This window comes from Kluyvera sp., from assembly GCF_965301105.1.
In genome coordinates this window covers 1-26,338 of record NZ_CBDKZX010000039.1, presented here as the reverse complement: position 1 = coordinate 26,338, position 26,338 = coordinate 1, and the positions used below count along the sequence as shown (strand labels likewise).

The 26,338-nt window shown below is 54.8% G+C and carries 27 protein-coding genes and 1 pseudogene; 8 read left to right on the top strand and 20 right to left on the bottom strand.

Annotated features, from left to right (window positions below; genetic code table 11):
• Positions 1–97 precede the first annotated feature (97 nt).
• The 3 genes from ACW14G_RS14095 to yfbV all read right to left on the bottom strand — a co-directional run bounded on the left by ACW14G_RS14095 (position 98) and on the right by yfbV (position 1,802).
• Positions 98–757: a sugar phosphatase gene (locus ACW14G_RS14095; RefSeq protein ID WP_167575345.1), complete on the bottom strand. Its 660-nt coding sequence runs from the start codon at positions 755–757 to the stop codon at positions 98–100.
• 11 nt (positions 758–768) lie between these two features.
• Positions 769–1,263, bottom strand: coding sequence for a YfbU family protein (locus tag ACW14G_RS14090; protein WP_455648645.1), 495 nt, complete (start codon positions 1,261–1,263; stop codon positions 769–771).
• An 83-nt stretch (positions 1,264–1,346) separates the two neighbouring features.
• Positions 1,347–1,802: a terminus macrodomain insulation protein YfbV gene (yfbV, locus tag ACW14G_RS14085; protein ID WP_064543871.1), complete on the bottom strand. Its 456-nt coding sequence runs from the start codon at positions 1,800–1,802 to the stop codon at positions 1,347–1,349.
• A gap of 337 nt (positions 1,803–2,139) precedes the next feature.
• Here yfbV and ackA point away from each other — a divergent pair, with 337 nt between their 5' ends.
• A complete protein-coding gene (ackA, locus tag ACW14G_RS14080; protein ID WP_455648644.1) occupies positions 2,140–3,342 on the top strand; it encodes an acetate kinase in 1,203 nt (400 codons plus the stop codon).
• Positions 3,343–3,417: 75 nt separating this feature from the next.
• On the top strand, positions 3,418–5,562 hold the full coding sequence (pta, locus tag ACW14G_RS14075) for a phosphate acetyltransferase (protein ID WP_064543867.1): 2,145 nt from the start codon (positions 3,418–3,420) through the stop codon (positions 5,560–5,562).
• A gap of 47 nt (positions 5,563–5,609) precedes the next feature.
• Here pta and ACW14G_RS14070 read toward each other — a convergent pair whose 3' ends face one another.
• The 5 genes from ACW14G_RS14070 to ACW14G_RS14050 form a co-directional block, all read right to left on the bottom strand.
• On the bottom strand, positions 5,610–6,563 hold the full coding sequence (locus tag ACW14G_RS14070; RefSeq protein WP_064543855.1) for a transketolase family protein: 954 nt from the start codon (positions 6,561–6,563) through the stop codon (positions 5,610–5,612).
• The gene (locus tag ACW14G_RS14065) at positions 6,556–7,386 is read right to left on the bottom strand and encodes a transketolase (RefSeq protein WP_167575343.1); all 831 of its coding nucleotides are present in this window, start codon (positions 7,384–7,386) and stop codon (positions 6,556–6,558) included. The genes ACW14G_RS14070 and ACW14G_RS14065 overlap by 8 nt, the downstream gene beginning before the upstream one ends.
• A complete protein-coding gene (locus ACW14G_RS14060; RefSeq protein WP_163448730.1) occupies positions 7,383–8,774 on the bottom strand; it encodes a PTS ascorbate transporter subunit IIC in 1,392 nt (463 codons plus the stop codon). Before ACW14G_RS14060 ends, ACW14G_RS14065 begins: the two co-directional genes overlap by 4 nt.
• A 20-nt stretch (positions 8,775–8,794) precedes the next feature.
• Positions 8,795–9,067 carry a PTS sugar transporter subunit IIB gene (locus ACW14G_RS14055; protein WP_041146575.1) on the bottom strand — a complete coding sequence of 91 codons (273 nt, stop codon included), beginning with the start codon at positions 9,065–9,067 and terminating at the stop codon, positions 8,795–8,797.
• Between the two features lie 77 nt (positions 9,068–9,144).
• Positions 9,145–9,588, bottom strand: coding sequence for a PTS sugar transporter subunit IIA (locus tag ACW14G_RS14050; protein ID WP_163448731.1), 444 nt, complete (start codon positions 9,586–9,588; stop codon positions 9,145–9,147).
• 236 nt (positions 9,589–9,824) lie between these two features.
• On the opposite strand from ACW14G_RS14050, the gene ACW14G_RS14045 reads away from it, so the two are divergent.
• Positions 9,825–10,844: a LacI family DNA-binding transcriptional regulator gene (locus ACW14G_RS14045; protein ID WP_249022967.1), complete on the top strand. Its 1,020-nt coding sequence runs from the start codon at positions 9,825–9,827 to the stop codon at positions 10,842–10,844.
• 3 nt (positions 10,845–10,847) lie between these two features.
• Here the strand turns inward: ACW14G_RS14045 and yfcD are convergent, their stop codons facing one another.
• From yfcD to yfcF, 3 genes are read right to left on the bottom strand one after another with little or no spacing between them, the layout of a single operon-like run.
• A complete protein-coding gene (yfcD, locus tag ACW14G_RS14040) occupies positions 10,848–11,393 on the bottom strand; it encodes an NUDIX hydrolase YfcD (protein ID WP_163448733.1) in 546 nt (181 codons plus the stop codon).
• 57 nt (positions 11,394–11,450) lie between these two features.
• Positions 11,451–12,002: a phosphodiesterase gene (gene yfcE / locus ACW14G_RS14035; RefSeq protein ID WP_249022966.1), complete on the bottom strand. Its 552-nt coding sequence runs from the start codon at positions 12,000–12,002 to the stop codon at positions 11,451–11,453.
• Positions 12,003–12,058: 56 nt separating this feature from the next.
• A complete protein-coding gene (gene yfcF, locus ACW14G_RS14030) occupies positions 12,059–12,703 on the bottom strand; it encodes a glutathione transferase (RefSeq protein WP_167575340.1) in 645 nt (214 codons plus the stop codon).
• Positions 12,704–12,919: 216 nt separating this feature from the next.
• Between yfcF and folX the strand changes: the two genes are divergently transcribed.
• The 3 genes from folX to ACW14G_RS14015 all read left to right on the top strand — a co-directional run bounded on the left by folX (position 12,920) and on the right by ACW14G_RS14015 (position 14,823).
• Positions 12,920–13,282, top strand: coding sequence for a dihydroneopterin triphosphate 2'-epimerase (gene folX / locus ACW14G_RS14025; RefSeq protein ID WP_163448736.1), 363 nt, complete (start codon positions 12,920–12,922; stop codon positions 13,280–13,282).
• A gap of 21 nt (positions 13,283–13,303) precedes the next feature.
• Positions 13,304–14,197, top strand: coding sequence for a TIGR01777 family oxidoreductase (locus tag ACW14G_RS14020; protein ID WP_249022965.1), 894 nt, complete (start codon positions 13,304–13,306; stop codon positions 14,195–14,197).
• Positions 14,198–14,316: 119 nt separating this feature from the next.
• Complete coding sequence (locus ACW14G_RS14015; RefSeq protein ID WP_163448738.1) at positions 14,317–14,823, top strand: GNAT family N-acetyltransferase; 507 nt, start codon at positions 14,317–14,319, stop codon at positions 14,821–14,823.
• A 16-nt stretch (positions 14,824–14,839) separates the two neighbouring features.
• On the opposite strand, the gene ACW14G_RS14010 is transcribed toward ACW14G_RS14015, so the two are convergent.
• The 8 genes from ACW14G_RS14010 to ACW14G_RS13975 all read right to left on the bottom strand — a co-directional run bounded on the left by ACW14G_RS14010 (position 14,840) and on the right by ACW14G_RS13975 (position 22,127).
• The gene (locus ACW14G_RS14010) at positions 14,840–16,060 is read right to left on the bottom strand and encodes a trans-sulfuration enzyme family protein (protein WP_249022964.1); all 1,221 of its coding nucleotides are present in this window, start codon (positions 16,058–16,060) and stop codon (positions 14,840–14,842) included.
• Positions 16,061–16,176: 116 nt separating this feature from the next.
• Positions 16,177–16,950, bottom strand: coding sequence for a histidine ABC transporter ATP-binding protein HisP (hisP, locus tag ACW14G_RS14005; RefSeq protein ID WP_064543830.1), 774 nt, complete (start codon positions 16,948–16,950; stop codon positions 16,177–16,179).
• 7 nt (positions 16,951–16,957) lie between these two features.
• Entirely contained in the window at positions 16,958–17,674 is a 717-nt protein-coding gene (locus ACW14G_RS14000) for an ABC transporter permease (RefSeq protein WP_064543828.1), read from the bottom strand.
• Positions 17,671–18,357, bottom strand: coding sequence for a histidine ABC transporter permease HisQ (locus ACW14G_RS13995; RefSeq protein WP_064543826.1), 687 nt, complete (start codon positions 18,355–18,357; stop codon positions 17,671–17,673). The genes ACW14G_RS14000 and ACW14G_RS13995 overlap by 4 nt, the downstream gene beginning before the upstream one ends.
• A gap of 64 nt (positions 18,358–18,421) precedes the next feature.
• Complete coding sequence (hisJ, locus tag ACW14G_RS13990) at positions 18,422–19,204, bottom strand: histidine ABC transporter substrate-binding protein HisJ (protein ID WP_163448740.1); 783 nt, start codon at positions 19,202–19,204, stop codon at positions 18,422–18,424.
• Between the two features lie 221 nt (positions 19,205–19,425).
• Positions 19,426–20,208: a lysine/arginine/ornithine ABC transporter substrate-binding protein ArgT gene (argT, locus tag ACW14G_RS13985; RefSeq protein WP_163448741.1), complete on the bottom strand. Its 783-nt coding sequence runs from the start codon at positions 20,206–20,208 to the stop codon at positions 19,426–19,428.
• Between the two features lie 294 nt (positions 20,209–20,502).
• Positions 20,503–21,072 carry a UbiX family flavin prenyltransferase gene (locus ACW14G_RS13980; protein WP_163448742.1) on the bottom strand — a complete coding sequence of 190 codons (570 nt, stop codon included), beginning with the start codon at positions 21,070–21,072 and terminating at the stop codon, positions 20,503–20,505.
• 41 nt (positions 21,073–21,113) lie between these two features.
• Entirely contained in the window at positions 21,114–22,127 is a 1,014-nt protein-coding gene (locus ACW14G_RS13975) for a LacI family DNA-binding transcriptional regulator (RefSeq protein ID WP_249022963.1), read from the bottom strand.
• Between the two features lie 345 nt (positions 22,128–22,472).
• Between ACW14G_RS13975 and ACW14G_RS13970 the strand changes: the two genes are divergently transcribed.
• Both ACW14G_RS13970 and ACW14G_RS13965 read left to right on the top strand, forming a co-directional pair.
• Positions 22,473–23,876, top strand: a complete 1,404-nt coding sequence (locus ACW14G_RS13970; protein ID WP_167575335.1) for an MFS transporter — start codon at positions 22,473–22,475, stop codon at positions 23,874–23,876.
• Between the two features lie 7 nt (positions 23,877–23,883).
• Entirely contained in the window at positions 23,884–25,851 is a 1,968-nt protein-coding gene (locus ACW14G_RS13965; protein WP_419057300.1) for a glycoside hydrolase family 127 protein, read from the top strand.
• 47 nt (positions 25,852–25,898) lie between these two features.
• Here ACW14G_RS13965 and ACW14G_RS13960 read toward each other — a convergent pair.
• A pseudogene (locus ACW14G_RS13960) lies at positions 25,899–26,291 on the bottom strand (amino acid permease); the annotation flags it as partial.
• Positions 26,292–26,338: the final 47 nt, after the last annotated feature.

Genomic DNA, 26,338 nt, shown 5'->3' with positions numbered 1-26,338 from the left:
ATCCTTGTCATCAAATAAGCGGTAAGTTGTTCAAGTAAAAAGCCGTTGACTATAGTGACAGAAAAAAGCCCCAACGATGTGGGGCTAAATCATAAGATCATGCATTCTGCGAGACGTTGACCCAGCCATCAGCCTGTTTTTCAACCCGCAGCGACGCCAGCGTCGAGAGGACAAAGTCGACCTCCAGCAGCTCGGGCGTCTCCGGCGGTACGTTCACGGCGGCGACATGGCAGCCCGCCGCTAACCCCGACTGTACACCCGCCAGCGCATCTTCGACGACCAGACACGCCTGCGGTGGCAGACCCAGCAGTTCGGCACCCAGTAAATAGGCGTCCGGTTGCGGCTTTCCGCGTTTGACTTGCTCGGCGGTGACGAACACCGCAGGCGTCGGCAGGCCCGCCGCGCGATGACGCGCATGGGCGACCGGAATGGAGCCAGAGGTAACGATGGCCCATTGAACGCTTTGCGCATCAAGATGCTGGAGCAGCGCCACCGCGCCAGGCAGCGCACGAATACCGTCGAGATCGTTCGCTTCTATCTGTTCCAGCCGCAGAAACTCGGCCTGAATTTCCGCCTCCGATTTATCCGGCATAAAATGACGCAGCGTGGTGATCGCCTGTTTGCCGTGAATAAAGTCCAGAACCGCTTGCGGATCAACGCCGTAGCTTTCCGCCCAAAACTGCCAGGAACGCTCAACCACCGGCAGTGAATCCACCAGCGTACCGTCTAAATCAAACAGGAAACCTTTGCACTGCACAGCGGCCTCCATCAGGCGTTAATGATCTGATTAATTTCGTTGCTGCTCAGATGATACTGGCGCGGGCACCCGTGCCAGACGTTCAGCATGCGCTGGTATTTGTCCCACATCGGGGTCTGCGCGTTGAAGCCGTGAGTCCCCGCATCAAAGTGGGTATAGCGGCCTTCCACATTCACCATAAAGCGGACATAGCCCAGGAAACGCGCTTCGGTCGCCGCATCAAAGCCGAGGAAAGTGACACGACGTTCATCAATGGTGTCGGCGTCTTTCAGGTTGGTCCGGGAGACGTGCAGCGCGTGGTACATCTCCATGATGTCGATAACGATACGACAGGTCTCTTCTTTGAGTTCGCCAAATTCACGGTCCAGTTCACGCATCTGTAAACCATAACCACGTTCGATAATGGTCTGCAGGCGGCGGTAGCGCTCAGCGTTGTCGGGATCAAGCATAGTCATCATTTTGTACTGATTGGACAAAATCAGACGTTGAGCATGGGTCATTTCCATTTTTCGACTCCTGTTGCGCTTTGCAGCATAAAAAAAAAGACACAAGGTTTGTGTCTTCTTTTATATGCGTTTTTCGCTATCAATTACAAATCATCGAGGAAAGTTTTATCCAGTTGTTTGAAGGCGCGCTTAAGCGTGTCAGCCAGCGCCTGGTAATCCGGCTTTCCTTCGACCGGCGCGAGCGCCTGCCCGGCTTCCTGTAATTTGCCGCGCACTTCATAGAACCACTGCAGGATTGACGGCGGCAATGGCGTGACGGAACGCTTACCCAACCACCACAGACCTTGCATCGGCAGGCTCAGCGCAAAGAGCGCCGTGGCCACCGCGGGGCCAAGCTGACCACCCAGGGCGATTTGCCAGCAGAGCGTAAAAATCGCCAGCGGTGGCATCAGGCGTATCGCATGGCGCGTCGCGCGAATCACGCGATTCTCAACAAACACCGGCGCAAGACGTTTTTCCAGCGGCCACGTCTTTGCATAGTGCTGCCCCCGGCTAAACAAACTGAAAAAACTGACCGGGCGTTGCTCGGGAGTCGACATGGCTAACCTCAACTTCTCGTATAAAAATTAAAATATTTTTGCAAAACAACAACTGGGTATGACATCGTTCAAAAAATTTTGGCATAGGCCCGGCAATCGGGTATCCTGTGCCAGCCTGAGATAACCTGATTCTATACACTCCGGCACATCAAATTATCGCATATTCTGCCATTGGCTGAAAATTATGCAAAATGGCTTAGAATCAATATGTATTTCTTAGATCATGCCTGAAAAGTGTTCCGGGCATGATGTTAATCATAAATGTCGGTGTCATCCTGCGCTACGCTTAATGACTCATTGACGTTTTTTTAGCCACGTATCATAAATAGGTACTTCCATGTCGAGTAAGTTAGTACTGGTTCTGAACTGCGGTAGCTCCTCACTGAAATTTGCAATCATCGATGCAGTTAATGGTGAAGAATACCTCTCTGGTTTAGCCGAATGTTTCCATCTTCCAGAAGCACGTATCAAGTGGAAAATGGACGGCGGTAAACAAGAAGCGGCTTTAGGTGCAGGCGCCGCTCACAGTGAAGCGCTGAACTTCATCGTTAATACAATTCTGGCACAAAAACCAGAACTGTCTGCTCAGCTGACCGCGATCGGCCACCGTATCGTACACGGCGGCGAGAAGTACACCAGCTCCGTTGTGATCGACGAATCCGTTATCCAGGGCATCAAAGATTCTGCCTCTTTCGCTCCGCTGCACAACCCGGCTCACCTGATCGGTATCGCCGAAGCGCTGAAATCCTTCCCGCAGCTGAAAGACAAGAACGTTGCTGTATTCGATACCGCGTTCCACCAGACCATGCCGGAAGAATCTTACCTGTATGCTCTGCCGTACAGCCTGTACAAAGAACACGGCATCCGTCGCTACGGCGCGCACGGCACCAGCCACTTCTATGTGACTCAGGAAGCCGCGAAAGTTCTGAACAAACCGGTTGAAGAAGTTAACATCATCACCTGCCACCTGGGCAACGGCGGTTCCGTTTCCGCTATCCGTAACGGCGTGTGCGTAGACACCTCCATGGGTCTGACCCCGCTGGAAGGTCTGGTGATGGGTACTCGCTCTGGCGATATCGACCCGGCTATCATTTTCCATCTGCATGACACCCTGGGCATGAGCATCGACCAGATCAACAAGCTGCTGACCAAAGAGTCCGGCCTGCTGGGTCTGACCGAAGTGACCAGCGACTGCCGTTATGTAGAAGACAACTACAAAGATAAAGAAGACGCTAAACGTGCAATGGACGTTTACTGCCACCGTCTGGCGAAATACATCGGCGCTTACACTGCACTGATGGACGGTCGTCTGGACGCGGTTATCTTCACCGGTGGTATTGGTGAAAACGCGGCAATGGTGCGTGAACTGTCCCTGGGCAAACTGGGCGTTCTGGGCTTCGAAGTTGATCACGAACGTAACCTGGCTGCCCGCTTCGGCAAGTCTGGCTTCATCAACAAAGAAGGCACCCGCCCTGCTATCGTTATTCCAACTAACGAAGAGCTGGTCATCGCGCAAGACGCACACCGCCTGACTGCCTGATTCCACACCGCCAGCAATGCTGGCGGTGCTGTTTTGTAACCCGCCCAACGCGGCGGTAACGAAAGAGGATAAACCGTGTCCCGTACTATTATGCTGATCCCTACCGGAACCAGCGTCGGCCTGACCAGCGTCAGCCTTGGCGTGATCCGTGCTATGGAACGCAAAGGCGTTCGTCTGAGCGTCTTTAAGCCTATCGCTCAACCACGTTCCGGTGGCGATGCGCCTGACCAGACTACCACTATCGTTCGCGCAAACTCATCAACGACGACAGCGGCTGAACCGCTGAAGATGAGCCATGTAGAAACGCTGCTCTCCAGCAATCAGAAAGATGTGCTGATGGAAGAGATCATCGCTAACTACCACGCGAACAGCAAAGATGCAGAAGTGGTGCTGGTTGAAGGCCTGGTCCCAACCCGTAAACACCAGTTCGCTCAGTCTCTGAACTACGAAATCGCGAAAACGCTGAACGCGGAAATCGTCTTCGTCATGTCTCAGGGTACCGACACTCCGGAACAGCTGAACGAGCGTATTGAACTGACTCGCAACAGCTTCGGCGGCGCGAAAAACACCAACATCACCGGCGTTATCGTGAACAAACTGAACGCACCGGTTGATGAACAGGGCCGTACTCGCCCGGATCTGTCTGAGATCTTCGACGACTCATCCAAAGCGCAGGTCGTGAAAATCGACGCTGAACAGCTGAAAGGCCACAGCACGCTGCCAGTACTAGGCGCGGTACCGTGGAGCTTCGATCTGATCGCCACTCGCGCGATCGATATGGCGCGTCACCTGAACGCCACCGTGATCAACGAAGGCGATATCAACACCCGCCGCGTGAAGTCCGTAACCTTCTGTGCGCGTAGCATCCCGCACATGCTGGAGCACTTCCGTGCAGGTTCCCTGCTGGTAACCTCCGCAGACCGTCCGGACGTGCTGGTTGCAGCCTGCCTGGCCGCGATGAACGGCGTGGAAATCGGTGCCCTGCTGCTGACCGGCGGCTACGACATGGATCCGCGCATCAGCAAGCTGTGTGAGCGTGCATTCGCTACCGGCCTGCCGGTATTCATGGTGAACACCAACACCTGGCAGACCTCTCTGAGCCTGCAGAGCTTCAACCTGGAAGTTCCAGTTGATGACCGCGAGCGCATCGAGAAAGTTCAGGAATACGTTGCCAACTTTATCAATCCGGAATGGATTGATTCCCTGACTGCGACCTCTGAACACAGCCGTCGTCTGTCTCCGCCGGCATTCCGCTACCAGCTGACCGAGCTGGCGCGTAAAGCGGGCAAACGCGTTGTTCTGCCGGAAGGCGACGAACCGCGTACCGTTAAAGCGGCCGCTATCTGTGCGGAACGCGGCATCGCAACCTGCGTCCTGCTGGGTAACCCGGACGAAATCAACCGCGTTGCGGCCTCTCAGGGTGTTGAACTGGGCGCTGGCGTTGAAATCGTTGATCCGGATGTGGTTCGCGAAAGCTACGTGGCTCGCCTGGTCGAACTGCGTAAGAACAAAGGCATGACCGAAACCGTTGCCCGCGAACAGCTGGAAGACAACGTGGTTCTCGGTACCCTGATGCTGGAACAGGACGACGTAGACGGCCTGGTTTCCGGTGCGGTTCACACCACTGCGAACACCATTCGTCCGCCGCTGCAGCTGATCAAAACTGCGCCGGGTAGCTCTCTGGTGTCTTCCGTGTTCTTCATGCTGCTGCCTGAACAGGTTTACGTTTACGGCGACTGCGCGATCAACCCGGATCCGACTGCAGAACAGCTGGCAGAGATCGCGATTCAGTCCGCTGAATCCGCCATTGCTTTCGGTATCGAACCGCGCGTTGCAATGCTCTCCTACTCCACCGGCACCTCTGGTGCAGGTAGCGACGTAGAGAAAGTTCGCGAAGCAACTCGTCTGGCACAGGAAAAACGTCCTGACCTGATGATCGACGGCCCGCTGCAGTACGACGCCGCTGTTATGGCTGACGTAGCAAAATCCAAAGCACCGAACTCTCCGGTTGCAGGTCGCGCTACCGTGTTCATCTTCCCGGATCTGAACACCGGTAACACCACCTACAAAGCGGTACAGCGTTCTGCCGACCTGATCTCCATCGGGCCGATGCTGCAGGGTATGCGCAAGCCGGTGAACGACCTGTCTCGTGGCGCGCTGGTAGACGATATCGTCTACACCATCGCTCTGACCGCGATCCAGTCTTCACAGCAGCAGTAATTCTTGCTGATGGCATGAAAAAGGCGACCAACAGGTCGCCTTTTTATTTACAGTAGCTCTCGCGCGGCCGACACAATATCATGCGCAGTCAGGCCATATTCTTTCTGTAAAAAGTCCTGCGTTCCCACCTGGCCGTAGCGTTCTTTTACCCCCACCCGCCGCATCGGTACGGGACACGTTTCGACAAGCACTTCCGCCACCGCTGACCCCAGGCCGTTATGGATGCTGTGGTTTTCACAGGTCACGATACGCCCGGTTTTTTCCGCGTAGTTTTTTACCAGCATTTTGTCGATTGGCTTGAGGGTGAACATGTCGATCACCGCCGCGCTGACCCCAAGCTGCTCAAGCTGGCGTGCCGCTTCCAGCGCCTCTGTCACCATAATACCGTTGGCAATCAGCGTAATATCACTACCTTCGCGCAGCACGTTGCCCTTGCCGATGGTAAAGGTTGACCCTGGCGCATACACGCTCGGCGCCTGCTTGCGGATGGTACGCAGCCAGTAAAAACCGTCGAGGTTGATGAGCTGACGCAGAATATCTTCAAACATCACCGCATCGGTGACTTCCAGCACCACCGAATGCGCCAGACCGCGGACAATCCCCATATCCTCAAAAGACATATGCGTACCGCCGTTATGACAGGCGGTCACTCCCGCGTCAGAGGCAATCACCTTGACGTTATTGCGCTGATAATCCAGCGACATAAACAGTTGGTCAAAGCAGCGGCGGCTGGCAAACGCGGTAAACGTATGCACAAACGGCTTACGTCCGGTGAGCGATAGCCCGGCGGCGGTGCCAATCACGTTCGCTTCCATAATGCCGCAGTTGATCACATGTTGCGGATACTCGCGGGCAACGCTGTCCATCGCCATAGAGCTCATCAGATCAGCTTCCAGCGCAATGATCGGGCTGCCCTCGGCAATCTGCTGGGCAACAAATCCGGCGTATACTTTACGCATTTCCAGAGCGTCTTTTTGTCCTGCTGGGGCAACCTTAATCATGTTCAGTCTCCAGTTGGCGAATGCTCTCGTTTATCGTCTCTTTCATCTCATCCGTCAGGCGTAAATGGTGGTTATTGGCGAGATTCTCGAGATAGGGCACCCCCTGGCCTTTGACGCTATCGAGGATCACCACCCGTGGGCGAGCATCAACAGGCGGCACCGGCTGTACCGCCGCCAGCAGCCCTGGGATGTCATCGCCTTTCACGGTCACCACGTCAAAACCAAAGGCGCGGAATTTTTCGTCAAGGTTGAAAGGACAGATAATGTCATCCAGCTTGCCGTCGAGCTGCAGCTTGTTCCAGTCGACAAAGACGGTCAGGTTATTCAGACGATGATGGGCAATAAACTGGAACGCCTCCCAGCACTGCCCCTCATTCAGTTCGCCATCCCCCACGATGCAGAAAACACGATTCGCGCGCCCCGCCAGTTGATGCGAGAGCGCCATCCCCGCCGCGATGGAAATCCCCTGCCCCAACGACCCCGTCGTCGCGTCCACGCCGCGCGTTTTGAGCCTGTCCGGATGACTCGGGAGCCGCGTTCCGTTTTGGTTCAGCGTACTCAGCTCCTCAATCGGGAAATATCCCTTAATCGCCAGCGTACTGTACAGCGCCGGGCCGGCGTGCCCTTTCGACAGCACAAAATAGTCCCGTTCTGGCCAGTCCGGGTCTGCCGGGTCAATTTTCATTACCGCGCCGTACAGCACGGCCAGCGTTTCCACCACCGACATGCTGCCGCCGTAATGGCCGAACCCCAGATTGGTCAGCGATTTCAGGGTTTCCACGCGAATCTCACGCGCCAGTGCGCTCACTTCTTTCACATTCATGATTTAGCCCCGTTGTTCTCCTGCGCGCTGCCGCCCACAGATTTCTTTTTCGCAAAAACGTTGTACGCCACCAGCGCTGCAAACAAGGCGACGACCAGGCCCGTAATAGCAAACGGCGACAGGTAGCGGGCCAGGTTCCCCAGCACAATACCGACAACGCCAAAATCAGCATCCGAGAAGGTCGTATTGGCAAAGCCAATCGCCCCCAGTACTGGCAAGAGCAGCACAGGCAGGAAGGTGATCAGCAGACCGTTAGCAAACGCGCCAATCATCGCGCCGCGTCGGCCACCAGTGGCATTGCCAAACACGCCGGCCGTCGCGCCGGTAAAGAAGTGCGGCACCACGCCGGGTAAAATCAGCACCCACTTAAACTGCCCACACAGGAACAGCCCAACGAGTCCACCCAGGAAGCTGAACAAGAAACCAATTAACACCGCGTTAGGGGCGTAGGGATACACCACCGGGCAGTCCAGCGCCGGGCGTGCATGCGGCACCAGCTTTTCCGAGAAACCGGTAAACGCCGGTACGATCTCAGCCAGAATCAGGCGAACCCCTTGCAGGATGATGAATACACCGGCAGCAAAGGTGATCGCCATAATGATGGCGTAGACGAGGTAGTTCTGACCGCCGCTGAAGGTGCTTTCAACATATTCACGCCCTGCGCTGACCGCCATGATCAGGTAGATAATCATCATGGTCAGAGAAATGGAGATAGAGCTGTCACGCAGAAAACTCAGGTTCTTCGGCAGGTTCATCTCTTCGGTCGAACGCGACCCTTTACCGCAGACGCTGCCGATCCAGCCCGAAAGCACATAGCCCAACGTACCGAAGTGGCCGAAGGCGATGTCATCGGTGCCGGTAATACGCTTCATATAGCGCTGTGCCAGCGCCGGGAAGAATGCCATGACCAGGCCGAGGATCAGCGAGCCGGTAAAGACCAATCCGATACCGTCGAAACCCGCAACGGTCAGGATTACGCCGATCATGCAGGCCATATAGAAGGTATGATGGCCGGTCAGGAAGATATATTTCAGGCGCGTAAAACGGGCGACCAGAATATTCGCGACCATACCAAATGCCATAATTAACGCCGTTGACGCGCCGTACTTCTCAAGCGCAATAGAAACAATCGCCTCATTATTCGGAATAATGCCTTGTATATTAAAGGCGTGTTCAAACATCCCTCCCAGTGGATTCAATGAGCCAACTAATACTGTCGCCCCACCGCCCAGGACAATAAACCCCAGGATAGTTTTAATCGTTCCCTTCACAACATCGGAAAAAGATTTCTTTTGTGCCACCAGGCCAATTAGCGCAATTAGCCCGACCAACACCGAAGGCACTTTGAGTATATCAACAACAAAATTCAGCGTTTCAAGGATAAACATATCCGCCTCGCTATATAGAATTATTGTTTGGCAAACCAGGCGCGCAGCTGCGCTTCGAGTTCGTTAATATCGATGATGTTAGTAATGACCACCAGCTGACTCTCCGGCACGCTGGCGCTGGCGGCGATGTCTTTGGCCATCACGAATAAATCAGCCGCTCCCGGGGTAGCCGATGACAGATCCGAGTGCTCCACCTCAGCCTCTATTTCGAGCTTTTTAAGCACTTTTTTAATATTCATCTCAACCATAAAACTACTGCCCAGGCCAGAACCGCAAATTGCCATAATTTTCATTATTGTCACCTTTTGGGTAGAGTGCATTCCCATCACGCAGGCGCGTAATGTGCTATAAGTCGGATTGTATAAATAAATTAGAAACGTGCGATGATAGTTTTAATCTCCTCGATACTGGTTGCCTGATGTAATTTATGCATATCTTCGTCGCTGGAAAATAATTCCGCCAGCGCAGAGATCATTTCAATATGGCTATGCTTATCCGGTGCCGCCAGCATAATAACGAGGTCCACAGGATCGAATTCTTCACAGCCAAATGATACGCCCTGCTGCAATTTCAGCAGCGACAGCCCTAAGCCGTTGGCGCCTTCTTCAGGCCGCGCATGAGGCATAGCCAAACCCGGCGCCAGCACATAGTACGGCCCCAGCTTACGATGCTGTTCCACGATGGCCGCCACGTATTTTTTTTCAATCACGCCCGCTTCCAGCAGCGGCCGGGCGCAGATATCCAACGCCTGCGACCAGTCTTCGACACGCTGTTGCAGCGTAATAGTGGCATCGGAGATCCAGGTATTGAGCATTTTGTCCCTCGTCTTTTCGCAAAAGATGGGCAAACTTTATGCAACCAGACAACAGTTATCTGAGAGGACGCTCACAAAGATAGCGCTATCATTCAAGAACACACAGATTTGTGATAGCGCTATCATTTCGCAATCATCACATGAAAACGCAGAAAAATTTCCCGGTTAGGGCGTATACTCCCTGACAGATGAAGTAATGGATGATAATAAAAAACGTCTGTTTAGCAGGAATATGTATGTCTCTTACCCGAAAACGACGGAGTACCGGCAAGGTGACGATCGCCGATGTTGCTCAGTTAGCTGGCGTCGGCACCATGACCGTGTCCCGTGCGCTTCGCACGCCGGAACAGGTCTCCGATAAGCTACGAGAAAAAATCGAAGCGGCGGTTGCAGAACTCGGGTATATGCCCAATCTCGCCGCCAGCGCGCTGGCATCCGCCTCTTCAAAGACCATCGCCATGGTGGTGCCCAATCTTGCCGAGGCGGGCTGTTCCGCCATGTTTGCCGGGCTTCAGCAGATATTGCAGCCGGCAGGCTATCAAATCATGCTCGCAGAATCGCAACACCGTCTTGAGCAGGAAGAAAAGTTGCTGGAAACGCTGCTGGCCTCAAATATCGCTGCCGCCATACTGCTTAGCGTTGAACATAGCGACACCGTTCGTCACTGGTTAAAGAACGCCTCGATTCCGGTCATGGAAATCGGTGCAATGCGGACCGATCCTCTCGATATGAATATTGGGATTGATAACGTAGCCGCCATGTTCGAGCTGACTGAAATGCTTATCCATCGCGGATATCAGAATATTGGTTTACTGTGCGCCAACCAGGAACAGTGGATTTTCCAGCAGCATTTACATGGTTGGTATAAAGCGATGTTGCGCCACCATATGTCGCCCACCCGAGTGATTAACGCGGCCCTGCCCGCTAACTTTTCCACGGGCGCTTCTCAGCTTCCCGAGTTTATTCTGGCATGGCCGGAGCTGGATGCGCTGGTCTGTGTTTCCGATGAGCTTGCCTGTGGGGTGCTCTATGAATGCCAACGTCGGCGGATTAAAGTGCCGGATGATTTAGCCGTCGTCGGCTTTGGCGACAGCGACGTTAGCCGGGTATGTCAACCACCGTTGACAACCATGGCTGTACCGCATCATAAAATTGGTCTGGAGGCCGGACGCGCGCTTCTGGAACGGCTTAACGAGGGAGACTGGAGCGACAGGAAAACCATCGTCTCCAGTTTATGCATGAGGGATAGCTGCTAGCGATTACTCGGCTTCTTCCTCGACGTGGACTTCGTTGTTGGCGTTTCGCGTCATCCACAGCGCCAGCGCCTTCAGCGAGTCATCGGTAAATTCATCACAGCGGGCAGTAATTTCTTCCGGCGTCATCCAGCACACTTCGCTCACCTCTTCTTCCTGCAAGGCAAACGGCCCGTGTGAAACGCAGCTGAACAGGCTTCCCCAAACACGGCAGTGTTTATCTTCAAAATAGAATTGCCCGTGGTCGGCGAATGGCACGCCAGCAATGCCCAGTTCCTCTTCCGCCTCGCGGCGAGCGGACTCCAGCAGCGGCTCATCTGCCTGAACGACACCCCCAGCGGTGGCGTCCAGCATACCCGGCTGGTAGTCTTTCGTTTCGGTGCGGCGTTGCACCAGGATTTTGCCCATGCCGTCGTGCACGACGATATAGGTTGCCCGGTGACGCAGGCACTGCGCGCGCATCTGTTCACGGCTCGCTTGCGCGATGACCTCATTGTCTTCGCTGACAATATCGACCCATTCCGTGCTTGCCAAATGATTCTGCTCGACCATCCGAAAACCTTACCTTGAAAGCGCTCTTTACGGCGCGTTTTGTGATTGATGGGTAACTTACGGGTTAATAGCAACCTCTGCAATAACCTGTTGATCATTGAGTGCTAAAACTTGCAGTTTATGCCCGTCAAGCAGCCCATAGCTGGCAGCAAAACCGCCCTTAGGAATGCTAACTGAACCGGGGTTAAATAAGAATATCTCATCGCGTTTTTCTGCCACCGGAAGGTGCGTATGTCCGTAAACCAACACATCATTCGCGGCCAATGGCGGAAGATTCGCCGGACCATAAAGATGCCCGTGTGTCAAAAACAGCCGCTGATGTTCGGTGAGCACCTGCTGCCACGGCGCGGTAATGGGAAAGTGCAATAGCATCTGGTCAACTTCGCTATCGCAGTTGCCGCGCACGGCGATAATACGCTCGGCAACGCTATTGAGGCGTTCTGCCACCAGGGCCGGGGCATAGCCCTCCGGCAGTGCGTTACGCGGCCCATGGTTAAGAACATCCCCCAGAATCACCAGCCAGCGTGCGCCGCTCTCGGCAAACAGCGCCAGCACCCGTTCGGCAGCCGGTAACGAGCCATGAATATCCGATGCAAACATCAGCTTCATTAATCAAATCCCCACAATGATAAACCCCAATATCATAATGGATTACATCGACTTTTTCAGCCTGCGCGTTTTGCCGAAAGCGCCACATAACGTTGCACCGAGGCGCGCTGCCATTGGAAGGCCGCATAGTCTGCAAGCTGTTCCGGCACATCGTCTCCGTTGAATACCAGCCGGTTAAGCATCAGCGCCAGGTCGGTATCCGCCAGACACCACTCGCCAAACAGGTTGGGTCGACCGTGAGCCAGCAGCGCACTGGCGGTGTCAAACAGTTTAGCCGCGCTTTTGCGTCCTGCCTCCGTCAGCGGCGCTTTTTTCTCGCCAGCAAAGATAACCGACGTCGGCCGCTCTTCGCGGATAGGCATCAGGTCGCTGCGCAACCACGCCTGAATCTGTCGGGTAAGCGCGCGTTTTTGCTGGTCGTGCGGATACAACCGCTCCCACTCTGGCGGTGCAAAACGCTCATCAAGGTATTCCGTGATCGCGGAGGATTCACTGAGTGCAAAATCATCGACTTCGAGCAAGGGAACGCGACGGGTCGCCGCATAGCCGCGCCAGCCAGCCTGCAGATGTTCCCCCTGGTCGAGATTGACAGTTTTCAGGGTAAACGGCAGTCCTTTCTCCTGTAGGGCAACATAAACGGACATCACATAAGGCGAAAAGAAATCAGAATCGGACCAAAGCGTAAGAGTGGGCTGGCTCATAGTTTCCTCAACGGTGGGCAGACGAAATGCGAACGATACAGGCGCGAACCGGCGTCCATGACAACTGATTGCCAACATAGCTTGTCTTTATACGGATGTCACTTGCCCTCAACATGAGGATTTTGCAATCAGCAATCCCTACGTCAGAGCTTGCCGCGTGACAGGCGCTTTCGTGTATGATGAAGTGGACAACAATAAATAAGGAGAACACCTGCAATGTCTCAGTCTGACGCCGTCATCCGCATCAAAAACCTGCGCCTGCGCACCTTTATCGGCATCAAAGAAGAGGAGATCGCGAATCGTCAGGACATCGTCATCAATCTACAAATTCGCTATCCAGCAGAGAAATCACGCAGCAGCGAAGATATCAACGACGCGCTGAACTACCGCACCATCACCAAAAATATTATTCGCCACGTAGAAAGTAACCGTTTCTCTTTGCTGGAAAAATTAACTCAAGATGTGCTCGATATCGCACGCGAACATCACTGGGTCACTTATGCTGAAGTGGAGGTCGATAAACTTCACGCGCTGCGTTATGCCGACTCGGTGTCCATCACCCTAAGCTGGCAACGCTAAGCGCCCCCTGCGGGAGGTCATATGAGAATTCTGCTTACCGGCGGCACTGGGCTGATAGGCCGCCATTTAGTTTCGCGCTTGCTGACGCTGGGCCATACGGTGTGCGTCGTGACCCGTTCTCCGGAAAAAGCCCGACAGATGCTCGACGCGCGCGTCGAGATTTGGCCAGGCCTGCAGAATGTGTCCACCCTTGACGGTGTCGACGCGGTCGTTAACCTGGCCGGTGAACCCATTGCCGACAAGCGCTGGACCCACGCGCAAAAGCAGAAACTGTGTGACAGTCGCTGGGCAATCACCCAGCGTCTCAGCGAACTCATTCAGGCGAGCGAGACGCCGCCTGCCGTGCTGATTTCCGGCTCGGCTACCGGCTACTATGGCGACCTGGGTGAAGTCGTGGTCACGGAAGAAGAGCCGCCGCATAACGAATTTACCCACAAGCTGTGCGCTCGCTGGGAGCAAATCGCCAGCTCCGCGCAGAGCGACCGCACCCGCGTCTGTCTGCTGCGTACCGGCGTGGTGCTGGCCCGCAGCGGAGGGATCCTCGGCAAAATGGTGCTGCCATTTAAGCTGGGGCTCGGTGGCCCCATCGGCAACGGCAGGCAGTACCTGGCGTGGATTCATATCGACGATATGGTCAACGGCATCCTGTGGCTGCTGGATAACGATCTGCGCGGGCCGTTTAATATGGTCTCTCCCTACCCGGTCCGTAACGAACAGTTTTCCCACGCGTTGGGTCAGGCCTTAAACCGTCCGGCTTTTCTGCGCGTTCCCGCCACCGCCATCCGCCTGCTGATGGGAGAATCGTCCGTGCTGGTACTCGGCGGCCAGCGCGCGCTACCCAAACGGCTGGAAGCGGCCGGGTTTACCTTCCGCTGGTACGATCTGGATGAAGCGCTGGCCAATATTCTGCGCTAGCGCCACCTATGTCTATCCGGTGATAGCGCTCGGCTATCACCGGCCAAACTAACATATTGGTTTGCAACTCGGCTTTGATGCTAAGGTATGTGTTTTGGCTCTTCGTTACGGCAATCTTTATGGTCTCAATCACCACTCCACGGCTACAGCTTTCCCCCTTCAATGAGCACGACTGGCCCTTCTTTTTACAACTGCGACAAAACCGCGAGGTGATGCGTTTTATGGGCGAAGTGCTGGATGAAGCGGCGATACATACGATATTTAAACAACGCTGCCGGGAAGCGGGTATTTTCGTTATCCGCGATGCGCAGGGCACGCCACTAGGCGATATCGGTCTACGTATCAGCAGCAGAAACCCGCATGAAGCGGACGTCGGTTATGCGCTGTTGCCGACTGCGCAGGGTAAGGGCTATGCCAGCGAAGCGCTGGCGGCCATTTGCGACTTCGGCTTTCAACAGCTTTCGTTGGGGGCGATTAATGCCTGGGTGCTGGGCGATAATCAGCATTCGGCGCATCTGTTGGAAAAACAGGGTTTCACCCGCACGCAGGTGCTGGAAAAGGCGTATCTGTTGAATGGCCAGTACTATGATGACTGGGTGTATCGACTGGAAAAACAGGCCCGTTAACCGGGCCTGTACCCGCTTAACGCGATGCCGCACCGCTCGCCAGGAAGGCAGCCTCAAGATCGTTGATCAGCACCTCCGCTGGTTCCTGGCCGACAGAAAGACGAATCAGGCCCCGGGAGACGCCCGATTCATCAAGCGCCGCCTGATTGTAACCGCGGTTAGGCGAAATAATCAGACTCTCATAGCCCCCCCAGCTAGGACCAATTTTAAACACCCGGCAGGCATCAATAAAACCTTTCACCTTCTCAAAATCGGCGTTTTTCAGTTCAAAGCTGAACAGCCCTGAGAAACCGCTCATCTGGCGTTGGATAATCTCTTTTTCCGCCGTCGACGCCAGATAGGGGTGGCGAATATTTTCGACATCGTCGCGGCGCCGCAACCAATCAATCACCTTGATGGCATTATGCTGATGCGCCTGCATTCGTACCGGCAGCGTACGTAAGCCGCGCAATAACAGCCACGCGCTGAACGGTGCCAGCACAGCCCCTAATAGCTGATGCGAAAAATCACGAATCGGCCCCATCAGCGAAGACCGGGTAATCACCACACCAGCCAGAATATCGCTATGCCCGGCAAGATATTTAGTACAAGAATGAATAACAATATCAAAACCGAGGCTGAGTGGTTTCTGGAAGAGCGGCGTCGGCCACGTATTATCAATGGCGGTAATAATATTATGCCGCGCAGCCAGTTCGGCAATCGCCCGCAAATCGACGACTCTCATGGTCATCGAACCGGGGGATTCCGTATAAATCATTCGCGTATTAGGTTTTATTTTACACGCAATCTCCAGCAAATCGCCGTCGGGAATAATATCGTATTCCACATCATATTTTTGCGCCAACGACTTAACCAGTTCAACGGCTGGGCCATAGACTTGATTGACCAGAAGAATATGATCGCCGCGATTCAGGTAACCGATCATCACCGCGCCAATCGCGCCCATTCCCGATGCAAAGCATCGCGCCTCTTCCCCGCCTTCCAGACGCGCCAGCTTCTCTTCAGCCATGCGAACCGTTGGGTTCAGACCGCGGCTGTATATATAACGCCGCGTCTCCTGCAGCATATCATCGCAATATTGTTGATAATTTTTTTGCGCAAACAGGCTGGTCTGTATAATTGGCGGCGCCACTGCGCCAAAATAAGCTTCATGCGGTTCGTCCATGCCAGAGCAGGCAAGATAATCGCTTTCCAACACAGCGCCGTTATTCATTAACATATTTTCATAGCTAGCCATTATATATTTCCCATTTTATTTTCCTGATGCAGAAATATGACAGCCAGCAACGATAATTTATGTTGTATGTGTAGAAAAACGGAAAATAATAAAGGCTGGATTATCCAGCCTTTATTTTATTTGAGCGCGCCGCTGAGGAACTGCTGCAAGCGCGGGCTTTTCGGATTGCCGAACACCTCTTCTGGTTTGCCTTCTTCCTCAATTTTCCCCTGATGGAGGAAAATGACGTGCGAAGAGACATGGCGCGCAAAGCCCATTTCGTGGGTCACCACCACCATGGTTTTCCCCTCTTCCGCCAGTTGCTGCATGATACGCAGCACCTCGCCCACCAGTTCAGGGTCCAGCGCGGAAGTCGGTTCATCAAACAGCAAGACCTCCGGCTCCATCGCCAACGCCCGGGCAATGGACACACGTTGCTGCTGTCCACCGGACAGATGCACCGGATATTTACCCTGCTGCCGCTCGTCGATGCCCACCTTTGCCAGATACTTCACCGCCCGCTCGCGCGCTTCCTGCTTGCTCAGACCCAGCACCTGAATGGGGGCTTCCATCACGTTCTCCAGCACCGTCATGTGGCTCCACAGATTGAAGTGCTGGAAGACCATTGTCAGGCGCGTGCGTAGCAGGCGCAGCTGGTTTTTATCGGCCACCTTGAGTTGACCGTCATTATCGCGCACCAGGCCAATATTCTGCCCATTGACGATAATCGTGCCTTCGCTCGGCTTTTCGAGGAAGTTAATGCAGCGCAGAAAAGTACTTTTTCCCGACCCCGACGAACCGATAATGCTGATCACATCGCCAGCGTTAGCTTTCAGCGACACGCCCTTCAGCACCTCGTGCTCACCGTAGCGTTTGTGCAGGTCGATTACGTTTAGTTTTTTATCAGCCATCATGTTCTCAGTGCGTAGAAGTCGGTTTCATATGCTGTAACCAGCGCTTTTCCGCTTTGCGGAACAGGCGAATCAGCACATAGGAGATAATCAAATAGAGCACCGCTGCAATGCCGAAGGCGGTAAACGGCTGATAGGTCGCCGAGTTGATATCGCGGGCAATTTTCAGCAGATCCGGGACGGTCGCGGTGAACGCCAACGCTGTCGAGTGCAGCATCAGGATCACCTCGTTGCTGTAGGCAGGCAGCGCGATGCGCAGCGCCGACGGCAGAATAATGCAGCGGTAGAGCTTAAACGATGAGAAGCCGTAGGCGCGCGCCGCTTCAATCTCCCCTGCCGGCACCGAGCGAATCGCCCCGGCGAAAATTTCGGTGGTGTAGGCGCAGGTGTTGAGCGTTAAGGCCAGCACCGTACAGTTCAGGCCGCTGCGGAAAAAAGCGTTCAGCAGTTCGGTGCCTTTGACAATCTCCAGCGTATACATCCCGGAATAGAACACCAGCAGCTGCACATACAGCGGCGTGCCGCGAAAAATATAGGTGAACAGCCACACCGGAAACTTAATGTATTTGTTGCTTGAGACGCGGGCGATGGCGAGAAACAGCGCCATAATGCCGCCCATCACCACTGACAGCACCAGCAGCCACAGGGTGATCGCCACGCCGGTAAAGCGGTAACCGTCGGTCCACAGCAGCGCTTTCCAGTACTCCTGAATAATCTCAATCACAGGTCAGCCCTCTTCACGCCCACGGAGTAGCGGCGTTCGAGCAGCAGCAACACGCCATTGGAAACGGTAGTAAATAGCAGATAAATCAAGCCACAGACGATGGCAAAATAGAACGGTTCCCAGGTGCTCTTGCCGGCCAGTTGGGTGGCCTTGACCACATCTTCCAGCCCCAGCAGCGACACCAGCGCGGTGGCTTTGAGGATCACCTGCCAGTTGTTGCCAATCCCCGGCAGCGCGTAACGCATCATGGCCGGAAAAAGAATACGACGGAAGGTTTGACCGCCGGTAAAACCAAAGGCCGTCGCGGCCTCAATATGCCCTTTCGGCACGGCCATAAAGGCGCCGCGGAAGGTTTCGGTGAAATAGGCACCGTAGATGAAACCCAGGGTGATAATCCCGGCGATCATCGGGTCAATATCAAACTGCCCGATGCCGAGCGAGTCGGTGATAAGGTTAAGTACCATCTGCAGACCATAAAAGATCAGCAGCATCAGCACCAGGTCGGGCACCCCACGAATCAGCGTGGTATAGCCCTCAAAAATTAACGCCAGTACGCGATTTCGGGAGAGCTTGGCTCCCGCGCCAACCAGACCAATAAGCACGGCCAGAACCACTGAGCTGATAGCCAGCTCAAGGGTGACAAGGGCGCCCTGAAAAATTACCTGTGAAAACCCGTACAGCATGCTGCCAATCCTGTCTTTACGCCCATCGCCCCGTGCGTGCGAAGCGATGGGTTACTCGTGATGATTATTCGCCGTAAACGTTAAAATCGAAGTACTTCTTCGCCAGCTTGTCGTAGGTGCCGTCAGCACGCATTTCAGCAAACGCCTTGTTCAGCGCGTTCAGCAGTTCGGTATCGTCTTTACGCAGGCCCATACCGGTACCGACGCCAAACAGCTTTTCGTCTTTAATGGACGGGCCGCCGAACTGGTAGTCTTTGCCGATTGGCTGCTTCAGGAAACCTTCGCTCGCCGCCACTTCGTCCTGGAACGCCGCGTCGATACGGCCAGCAGTCAGGTCAGAGTAGATATTGTCCTGGCCCTGGTAGGAGACGATTTCAATCCCTTTCGGCGCCCAGTGCTCGTTACCGTAGGTTTCCTGGGTGGTACCCTGCAGCACGCCCACGCGCTTGCCTTTCAGCGTGGCGAGGTCCGGGGTAACCGGGGAACCTTTTTTCACGACCAGACGCGAGTCGGCGGCATAAAGTTTGTCGGTAAAGGCGATTTCCTGCTGACGTTTTTCCGTGATCGACAGCGATGACATGATGGCATCGATTTTCTTCGCTTTCAGCGAGGGGATCAGTGCGTCCAGCGGGTTCTCCACGAAGGTACATTGTGCCTGGATGCGCTTACAGAGCTCTTTTGCCAGATCAATGTCAAAACCCACTAATTCACCCTGGGCATTTTTCGACTCGAACGGTGCGTACGTTGGGTCAGTGCCAATACGTACTTTTTGCGGAATTGCTGCAAATGCGCTGGAAGCAGAAGCAAGCGCTAAGACCAGAGAAAAAGACAACGCCAGTTTTTTCATAATCATCCTCAACAGACCGAAATTCTTGTGGGTTTTTAGAAATTATCTGAGCAGTTATCGTGCCATCTTTCGGCCCATCAAGGCAAAGTATTCTGCCCTTCCGGCTGGCTTTTTTCTCATTAAAAATGCTTAATTATGCAACCATGCGCAACTTTCGAGCAAAAAACGCACCATCATGGTGCATCGATAAAAATATGCACCATGATGACACTTCAGACCGCTTAGTCGCCGTAGACGTTAAAGTTGAAGTATTTCTTCGCCATTTTGTCGTAGGTACCATCGGCACGCAGCTCCGCCAGCGCTTTATCCAGCGCCGCTTTCAGCTCAACGTCGTCTTTACGTAGCCCAACGCCCGTGCCGTCGCCGAAGTATTTCTTGTCTTTTACCGACGGACCGGCAAAGTCAAAATCTTTCCCGGCGGGTTGTTTGAGGAAGCCTTCGCTGGCGGCCACTTCGTCCTGGAACGCGGCGTCAAGACGCCCGGCAGCCATGTCGGAGTAGATCAGGTCCTGATTTTGATAGGCGACCACGTCAACGCCTTTACTGCGCCAGTTTTCATTGGCATAGGCTTCCTGGGTCGATCCCTGCAGCACGCCAATATGCTTGCCTTTCAGGGCGTCCAGCGTCGGCTTAATGGCCGAGCCTTTCGCGGCTATCAGGCGAGAGTCAGCCGCGTAAAGCTTGTCGGAGAAGGCAATCTCCTGCTGACGTTTTTCCGTGATGGACAATGAAGAGATGATGGCATCGATTTTCTTCGCTTTCAGCGAAGGAATCAGCGCATCAAAGTCGCTCCCCACCCAGGTGCACTTGATGCTGGCGCGTTTGCACATTTCGTTGCCCAGATCGATATCAAAGCCGATGAAATCGCCTTTGGCATCTTTCGATGAGAACGGTGCGTAGGTGGTATCGGTACCGATGCGAATGCTCTGCGGCAGTGCGGCAAAAACGCTGGCGGCGCTGCTGAGGCCCAGCAGCAAAGAGAGAGCAAGAACCGTCTTCTTCATACGTTCCCCTATTAAATCGTGATGTTGTTAACTGCGATATAGTTATGTTGTGTTGTGCTTGCCAACCTGACATTGCATCTTCTGTGCCATATTTTTCGTCATAACAGCAAACAACGTTAAATATGTTAACAATAAGATAACAAGAGGTGAACATGAGGGAAGATATCAGCCGCAGCGTATAAATCGAGCACAAAAATGCAATCGGGATGATTAAATAGCGAGGATTTGATCGGCGTTGCAGATTTGCCCTGAAACAGGGCAAAAGATACATTAAGCGCGCTTTTTCGTGCGCGGTCAGGCTCCCGACCAGCGGGTAAACAGATCGTCCGGCAACGCGATATCGAACTGATCGAGCACCCGGTTAACGGTCTGGTTGATGACGTCATCCAGCGTTTGTGGTCGATGATAGAACGCCGGCACCGGCGGCATGATAACGGCACCTATCTCTGCCGCCTGAGTCATCAGCCGCAAATGCCCCAGATGCAGCGGCGTTTCACGCACGCACAGCACCAGCGGGCGACGCTCCTTCAGCACCACGTCGGCAGCGCGAGTCAGCAGGCCATCAGTGTAGCTGTTCACAATGCCGGAAAGGGTCTTGATGGAACAGGGTAAAATCGCCATGCCCGCCGTTTTGAACGAACCGGAGGAGATACTGGCGGCAATATCCCGCGCATCGTGCACCACGTCGGCCAGCGCCTGAACCTCACGTAGCGACAGGTCCGTTTCCAGCGACAGCGTCTGCCGTGCCGCCAGACTCATCACCAGATGCGTTTCCACATCCGGTACAGATTGCAGCACTTCAAGCATACGCACGCCGTAAATGGCGCCGCTGGCGCCGGAGATTCCAATGATGAGTCGTTTCACGCTGACCGCCTTGTATCCGTAATGGCGCCAACTTTGCCGGATTACGGCGCCAGACGCAACCGTGACGCGCTGGCGTCGGTCACAGAACTTTCGCGGGCCACCAGCCTTACCGGCAGCAGCAGATTTCTTTCGCTCTCCTCGCCAAGCAACAACTGGAAAGCATCACGCCCCAACTCACGTTTATCGACGGCCACCGTCGACAGCGGCGGATGCGCCCAGGCCGCGGCGTCGATATCATCGAAACCGACAATCGCCACGTCTTCCGGGACGCGAATCCCCCGGCGCGCGCATTCGCGCATTGCCACCAGCGCCGCCACGTCGTTGTAGGCGAAAATCGCATCCGGCGGCTGCGCCAGCGCCAACAGCTGTGACATCCCCTCCACCAGCGCCTGCTCGATATCCTTCACCGGCGGCACCTCAATGCGGTAGGCAGCGGGCAGAACCAGACCGGCATCGAATAACGCTTGCTGGTAGCCCTCGACGCGCTGGCGAATACTGTAGTGGCGCTGAGACGTACCCAGAAACGCAATGCGCGTTCTCCCCTGCTCCAGCAGATGGCGGGTTGCCACAAAGCCGCCGTGGTAGTTATCCGGGTTCACGCAGGGAAAGTCGGCCGCCCACAGATCGACCAGCGCCACCGGCAGCGCCGCCTGGCGTAACGCTGCCAATACCTCAGGTTCAAGATATCCCGCGCAGATTAACGCGTCCGGCTGGTGCAGATTAATCAGATCCGCCAGTGCGTCTTCCGGGCCAATAGGCTGGAAGCTCATCGCGATGTCGTTTTCACGGCAGGCGTCCGCCACGCCGAGCATCACCGTGGAGTAGAACGGCAGCGCGCTGGCGATATTGTGTTCGCGGTGCAGCAAAAACAGCAGCCGCTTGATGCGCCCGCTGCGCAGGCGGCTGAAGTCGTACCCTTCCGCCTGGGCAATCGCCAGAATACGCTGTCGCGTTTCATCGCTCAGCCCCGGCTGCCCTTTCAGCGCACGAGAAACTGCCGCAATCGAGACGCCGCACGCGCTGGCAATGTCTTTGATTCGGGTTTTCTTCACCATCCTTCGCTTTACCTCATTAACGGCCTGACGGGACAAAGAGTATCACGCGTGGTCATCCCCCCTGCAATCTTAAGTTTTATTTTTACTAAACATTTTAATATTCAGTACCAATATGTGTTCCTGTCGGCGCAAAACCCTCTCCACTCAACACGAATTGTGATGATAATCACCATTTTTAGTTTATTTATAGTAAAAACAAGATCAATTTCACCATTTGAAATCTACGTTATATACCCACATCTGGCCCAGGTTCTATCCTCAACGCCGCTAGTTATTTACTAAAAATTCGTCAGAGATACGCCGTAATGACTTTTTGAATCATCACACCCTGTTCGAGGATTGGTTATGACCATTGCTGATAACCTGGATACCGATGTCCAGACCGTTGATGCGGGAGAGACGCTCTCTACCCGCGAAAAGATAGGCTATGGATTAGGCGATGCTGGCGGGCATTGCATCTCAGATTTGATAAGCGGCTTTTTACTTTTTTTCTATACCGACGTCTTTGGGCTCAGCCCGGCTATCGTCGGCGCGATGTTCTTTACGCTGCGAATTTTCGACGCGATTTCCGACCCGGTAATGGGCGTGATTGCCGACCGCACCCGCAGCCGCTGGGGGCGCTTTCGTCCGTGGCAGCTGTGGACAGCCGTACCGCTTGGCGTGATTGGTATCCTGACGTTTACCGTCCCGGACATGAGCGCAAACATGAAAATTGCGTGGGCGTTCGGCACCTATTTCCTGCTCTCCATCGGCTATACCGCCAACAACGTGCCTTACTGCGCGCTGATTAACGCCATCACCAACCGCCACGATCAGGTGATGTCCTGTCAGTCCTGGCGCTTCGTGTTAAGCGGCATTGCCGGTTTCCTCGTCTCCGTGGGTCTGCCGTGGATGGTGGAATTCTTTGGTCAGGGCAACCTGGCGAAGGGTTATCAGTATGGCGTAACCGTGCTGTGCACCATCGGCATGGTGCTCTTCCTGTTGTGCTTTTTCTGGGTAAAAGAGCGCGTCCCCTTATCGCTGGCGGGCAATTTCACCCTCCGCGAACACCTGAAGGGGCTGCGTAAAAACGATCAACTGCTGATGATGCTCATTATGTCGTTCCTGCTGGTAAACATTCTGTGCATCCGCGGCGGCGGCTATATGTATTTTATCTCCTACGTGCTGCAAGGCAGTGCGGCCTACATGTCGCTGTTCTTCGGCATTCTGACGATTGCCGGGATCGCTGGCGCGGTGATCGTCAATCCGCTCTCCCGCCGCGTGGATATGGTACGTCTGTACTACTGGACCAACCTGGTGCTGGTCGCTTTCGGCGTCGGTATGTACTTCCTGCCCACCGGCCCGCAGTTCCAGATACTCTGGCTGATCTGCATTGCGGTTAACAGCGTGATTCAGGGCTTCACCCTGCCGCTGCACTTCTCGATTATGGCCTTCGCCGACGACTACGGCGAATGGAAAACCGGCGTGCGCTCCTCCGGCATGAACTTCGCCTTTAACCTCTTTTTCATCAAGCTCTCCTGGGCCTCTTCCGGCGGCATTATCAGCCTGATCCTGATCATGGTGGCCTACCAACCAGGGCTGGGGAACCAGACGCCAGCGTCTATTCATGGCATTACCCTGCTGCAAAGCCTGGTTCCAGCGTTGTTCCACTTTGTTCTCGCCCTGTGCCTGCTGAAGTGCCGTCTGAACGGCCCGATGATGAAACGTATTTCTACCGATCTTCACCAAAGACATTCACACATTTCTTGAGGTAAACATGATGCAGTCTGATGTGATTGAAGCCGATCTGAACCGTATTACCGTCACCGACCCGTTTCTGGGCGAATATCAGCGGCTGATCCGCGATGTGGTGATCCCTTATCAGTGGGAAGCGCTTAATGACAATCTTCCGGAGGCGGAGCCGAGCCATGCGCTGGCGAACTATCGCATCGCCGCCGGGCTTGAACAGGGTGAGTTTTACGGCATGGTCTTCCAGGACAGTGACGTCACCAAATGGCTGGAAGCGGTTGCCTGGTCTCTGAGCCAGAAGCCGGATGCCCGGCTTGAACAGACCGCCGATGAAGTGATTGAGCTGCTGGCGCAAGCACAGTGCGAAGATGGCTACCTCAACACATGGTATACCGTGAAAGAGCCGGGCCAGCGCTGGACCAATGTCGCCGAGTGCCACGAAATGTACTGCGCCGGACATCTGTTCGAAGCCGCCGTGGCGTTCTTCAACGCCACCGGTAAACGCCGGCTGCTGGAAATCGCCTGCCGATTCGCCGACCATATCGACAGCGTATTCGGCCCGAACGACGGCCAGCTGCGCGGCTATCCGGGGCACCCGGAAATCGAACTGGCGCTAATGCGCCTGTACGAAGTCACCCGGGAACCGCGATACCAGGCGCTGGCCAGTTTCTTCGTCGAGGAGCGTGGCCAGCAGCCCTACTACTACGATATTGAGTTTGAAAAACGCGGCGGCACTCGCCACTGGGTAGGCTGGGGCGATGCCTGGCCGGGCATGATCAAAGATAAAAGTTACACACATGCTCACAAGCCGCTGTCAGAACAGAACGAAGCAGTCGGCCACGCGGTGCGTTCGGTATATCTGATGACCGGCCTGGCGCATATCGCGCGCATGACTAAGGATGAAGAGAAGCGCCAGACCTGCCTGCGCATCTGGAACAATATGGTGCAGCGCCGCATGTACATCACCGGCGGCATTGGCTCGCAGGGTATCGGCGAAGCCTTCACCAGCGATTACGACCTGCCGAACGACACCGCCTACGGCGAGAGCTGCGCCTCCATCGGCCTGATGATGTTTGCCCGCCGCATGCTGGAGATGGAGGGCGACGCCCACTACGCCGACGTCATGGAGCGCGCGTTCTACAACACGGTGCTGGGCGGCATGGCGCTGGACGGCAAGCACTTCTTCTACGTTAACCCACTGGAAACGCACCCGAAAAGCATTCCGCATAACCACATTTACGACCACATCAAGCCGGTACGTCAGCGCTGGTTCGGCTGCGCCTGCTGCCCGCCGAACATCGCGCGCACGCTGGTCGCCATCGGCCACTACCTCTTCACTCCGCGGCAGGACGCCCTGTTTATCAACTTCTACGCCGGTAGCGAGGCGCAGTTTACGGTTAACGAGCGGACGCTGGCGCTGAAAATTGAGGGCAACTATCCGTGGGATGAGCAGGTCACGATCCGCTTTAGCCAGCCGCAGACGGTCGAACATACGCTGGCGCTGCGCCTGCCGGAATGGTGTGAATCACCTCAGGTAAAAGTGAACGGTGAAGCCGCGCAGGGCGAAACCATCAAAGGCTATTTGCATCTGCACCGCCAATGGCAGGAAGGAGACGTGATTACGCTGCAACTACCGATGACCATCCGCCGTGTCTACGCGAACTCGCGCGTACGCCATAACGCCGGTAAAGTGGCGATTCAGCGCGGGCCGCTGGTCTACTGCCTGGAAGAAGCGGATAACGGCGCAGAGTTGCACAACCTGTCGCTGCCGAAAACAAGTGCGTTTCGCGAAATTCAGGGCGTGGGTGTGCTGAAAGGCAAAGTACTGCTCCAGGCGGAGGGGCTACGCCTCCCGACTGCGCAGGAAGAGAAACCGCTGTACAGCTTTGATAATCGTCAGACGGTCGCCGAAAAGCAGACCTTAACCTTTATTCCGTGGTTTAGCTGGGCCAACCGTGGCGAGGGCGAAATGCGGATTTGGGTGGACGAGGCGTAATCTATTCTGAAGAGTAAAGCGTTCTCGCGATGCGGGAACGCTTTTTCCTATTTCAATGTGGGCCTGAAGCAAAACCATGAGGCGATAATGCAGGCCATCAGCAGCAGTTCAATCAACATAATCAACAGCCCCTGCCTGCTAAACCAGGTGCCAATAATAATCGCGATATTGGTCACCACCACAAACCCTGCCACCCAGGGAAATAACGGCGAGCGGTAACGCAGTAAGCTGCGCGAATACACGCCCTGATTCACCGCACGTCGAAAGCGATACTGGCACCAGCCAATCACGATCCACGCCAGACATCCGACCTGCCCGGTACTCGCTATCAGGTAGAGATAAAACTGCTGTGCAGAGATATAACGTGTCAACATTGAGACCAGCGCCAGAACGACGGTCAACATAATGGCGTTTACCGGCACGCCATTGCGACTTGACCTGCTCCCCGTTGATTAGTACACCCCGATGTTAGTAATGTCTTCATAAG

Coding starts and splice junctions, on each gene's coding strand:
- ACW14G_RS14090 (WP_455648645.1), bottom strand. CDS start 1,263: ATGGAAATGACCCATGCTCAACGTCTGATTTTGTCCAATCAGTACAAA.
- yfbV (WP_064543871.1), bottom strand. CDS start 1,802: ATGTCGACTCCCGAGCAACGCCCGGTCAGTTTTTTCAGTTTGTTTAGC.
- ackA (WP_455648644.1), top strand. CDS start 2,140: ATGTCGAGTAAGTTAGTACTGGTTCTGAACTGCGGTAGCTCCTCACTG.
- ACW14G_RS14070 (WP_064543855.1), bottom strand. CDS start 6,563: ATGATTAAGGTTGCCCCAGCAGGACAAAAAGACGCTCTGGAAATGCGT.
- ACW14G_RS14065 (WP_167575343.1), bottom strand. CDS start 7,386: ATGAATGTGAAAGAAGTGAGCGCACTGGCGCGTGAGATTCGCGTGGAA.
- ACW14G_RS14060 (WP_163448730.1), bottom strand. CDS start 8,774: ATGTTTATCCTTGAAACGCTGAATTTTGTTGTTGATATACTCAAAGTG.
- ACW14G_RS14055 (WP_041146575.1), bottom strand. CDS start 9,067: ATGAAAATTATGGCAATTTGCGGTTCTGGCCTGGGCAGTAGTTTTATG.
- ACW14G_RS14050 (WP_163448731.1), bottom strand. CDS start 9,588: ATGCTCAATACCTGGATCTCCGATGCCACTATTACGCTGCAACAGCGT.
- ACW14G_RS14045 (WP_249022967.1), top strand. CDS start 9,825: ATGTCTCTTACCCGAAAACGACGGAGTACCGGCAAGGTGACGATCGCC.
- yfcD (WP_163448733.1), bottom strand. CDS start 11,393: ATGGTCGAGCAGAATCATTTGGCAAGCACGGAATGGGTCGATATTGTC.
- yfcE (WP_249022966.1), bottom strand. CDS start 12,002: ATGAAGCTGATGTTTGCATCGGATATTCATGGCTCGTTACCGGCTGCC.
- yfcF (WP_167575340.1), bottom strand. CDS start 12,703: ATGAGCCAGCCCACTCTTACGCTTTGGTCCGATTCTGATTTCTTTTCG.
- folX (WP_163448736.1), top strand. CDS start 12,920: ATGTCTCAGTCTGACGCCGTCATCCGCATCAAAAACCTGCGCCTGCGC.
- ACW14G_RS14020 (WP_249022965.1), top strand. CDS start 13,304: ATGAGAATTCTGCTTACCGGCGGCACTGGGCTGATAGGCCGCCATTTA.
- ACW14G_RS14015 (WP_163448738.1), top strand. CDS start 14,317: ATGGTCTCAATCACCACTCCACGGCTACAGCTTTCCCCCTTCAATGAG.
- ACW14G_RS14010 (WP_249022964.1), bottom strand. CDS start 16,060: ATGGCTAGCTATGAAAATATGTTAATGAATAACGGCGCTGTGTTGGAA.
- hisP (WP_064543830.1), bottom strand. CDS start 16,950: ATGGCTGATAAAAAACTAAACGTAATCGACCTGCACAAACGCTACGGT.
- ACW14G_RS13995 (WP_064543826.1), bottom strand. CDS start 18,357: ATGCTGTACGGGTTTTCACAGGTAATTTTTCAGGGCGCCCTTGTCACC.
- hisJ (WP_163448740.1), bottom strand. CDS start 19,204: ATGAAAAAACTGGCGTTGTCTTTTTCTCTGGTCTTAGCGCTTGCTTCT.
- argT (WP_163448741.1), bottom strand. CDS start 20,208: ATGAAGAAGACGGTTCTTGCTCTCTCTTTGCTGCTGGGCCTCAGCAGC.
- ACW14G_RS13975 (WP_249022963.1), bottom strand. CDS start 22,127: ATGGTGAAGAAAACCCGAATCAAAGACATTGCCAGCGCGTGCGGCGTC.
- ACW14G_RS13970 (WP_167575335.1), top strand. CDS start 22,473: ATGACCATTGCTGATAACCTGGATACCGATGTCCAGACCGTTGATGCG.
- ACW14G_RS13965 (WP_419057300.1), top strand. CDS start 23,884: ATGATGCAGTCTGATGTGATTGAAGCCGATCTGAACCGTATTACCGTC.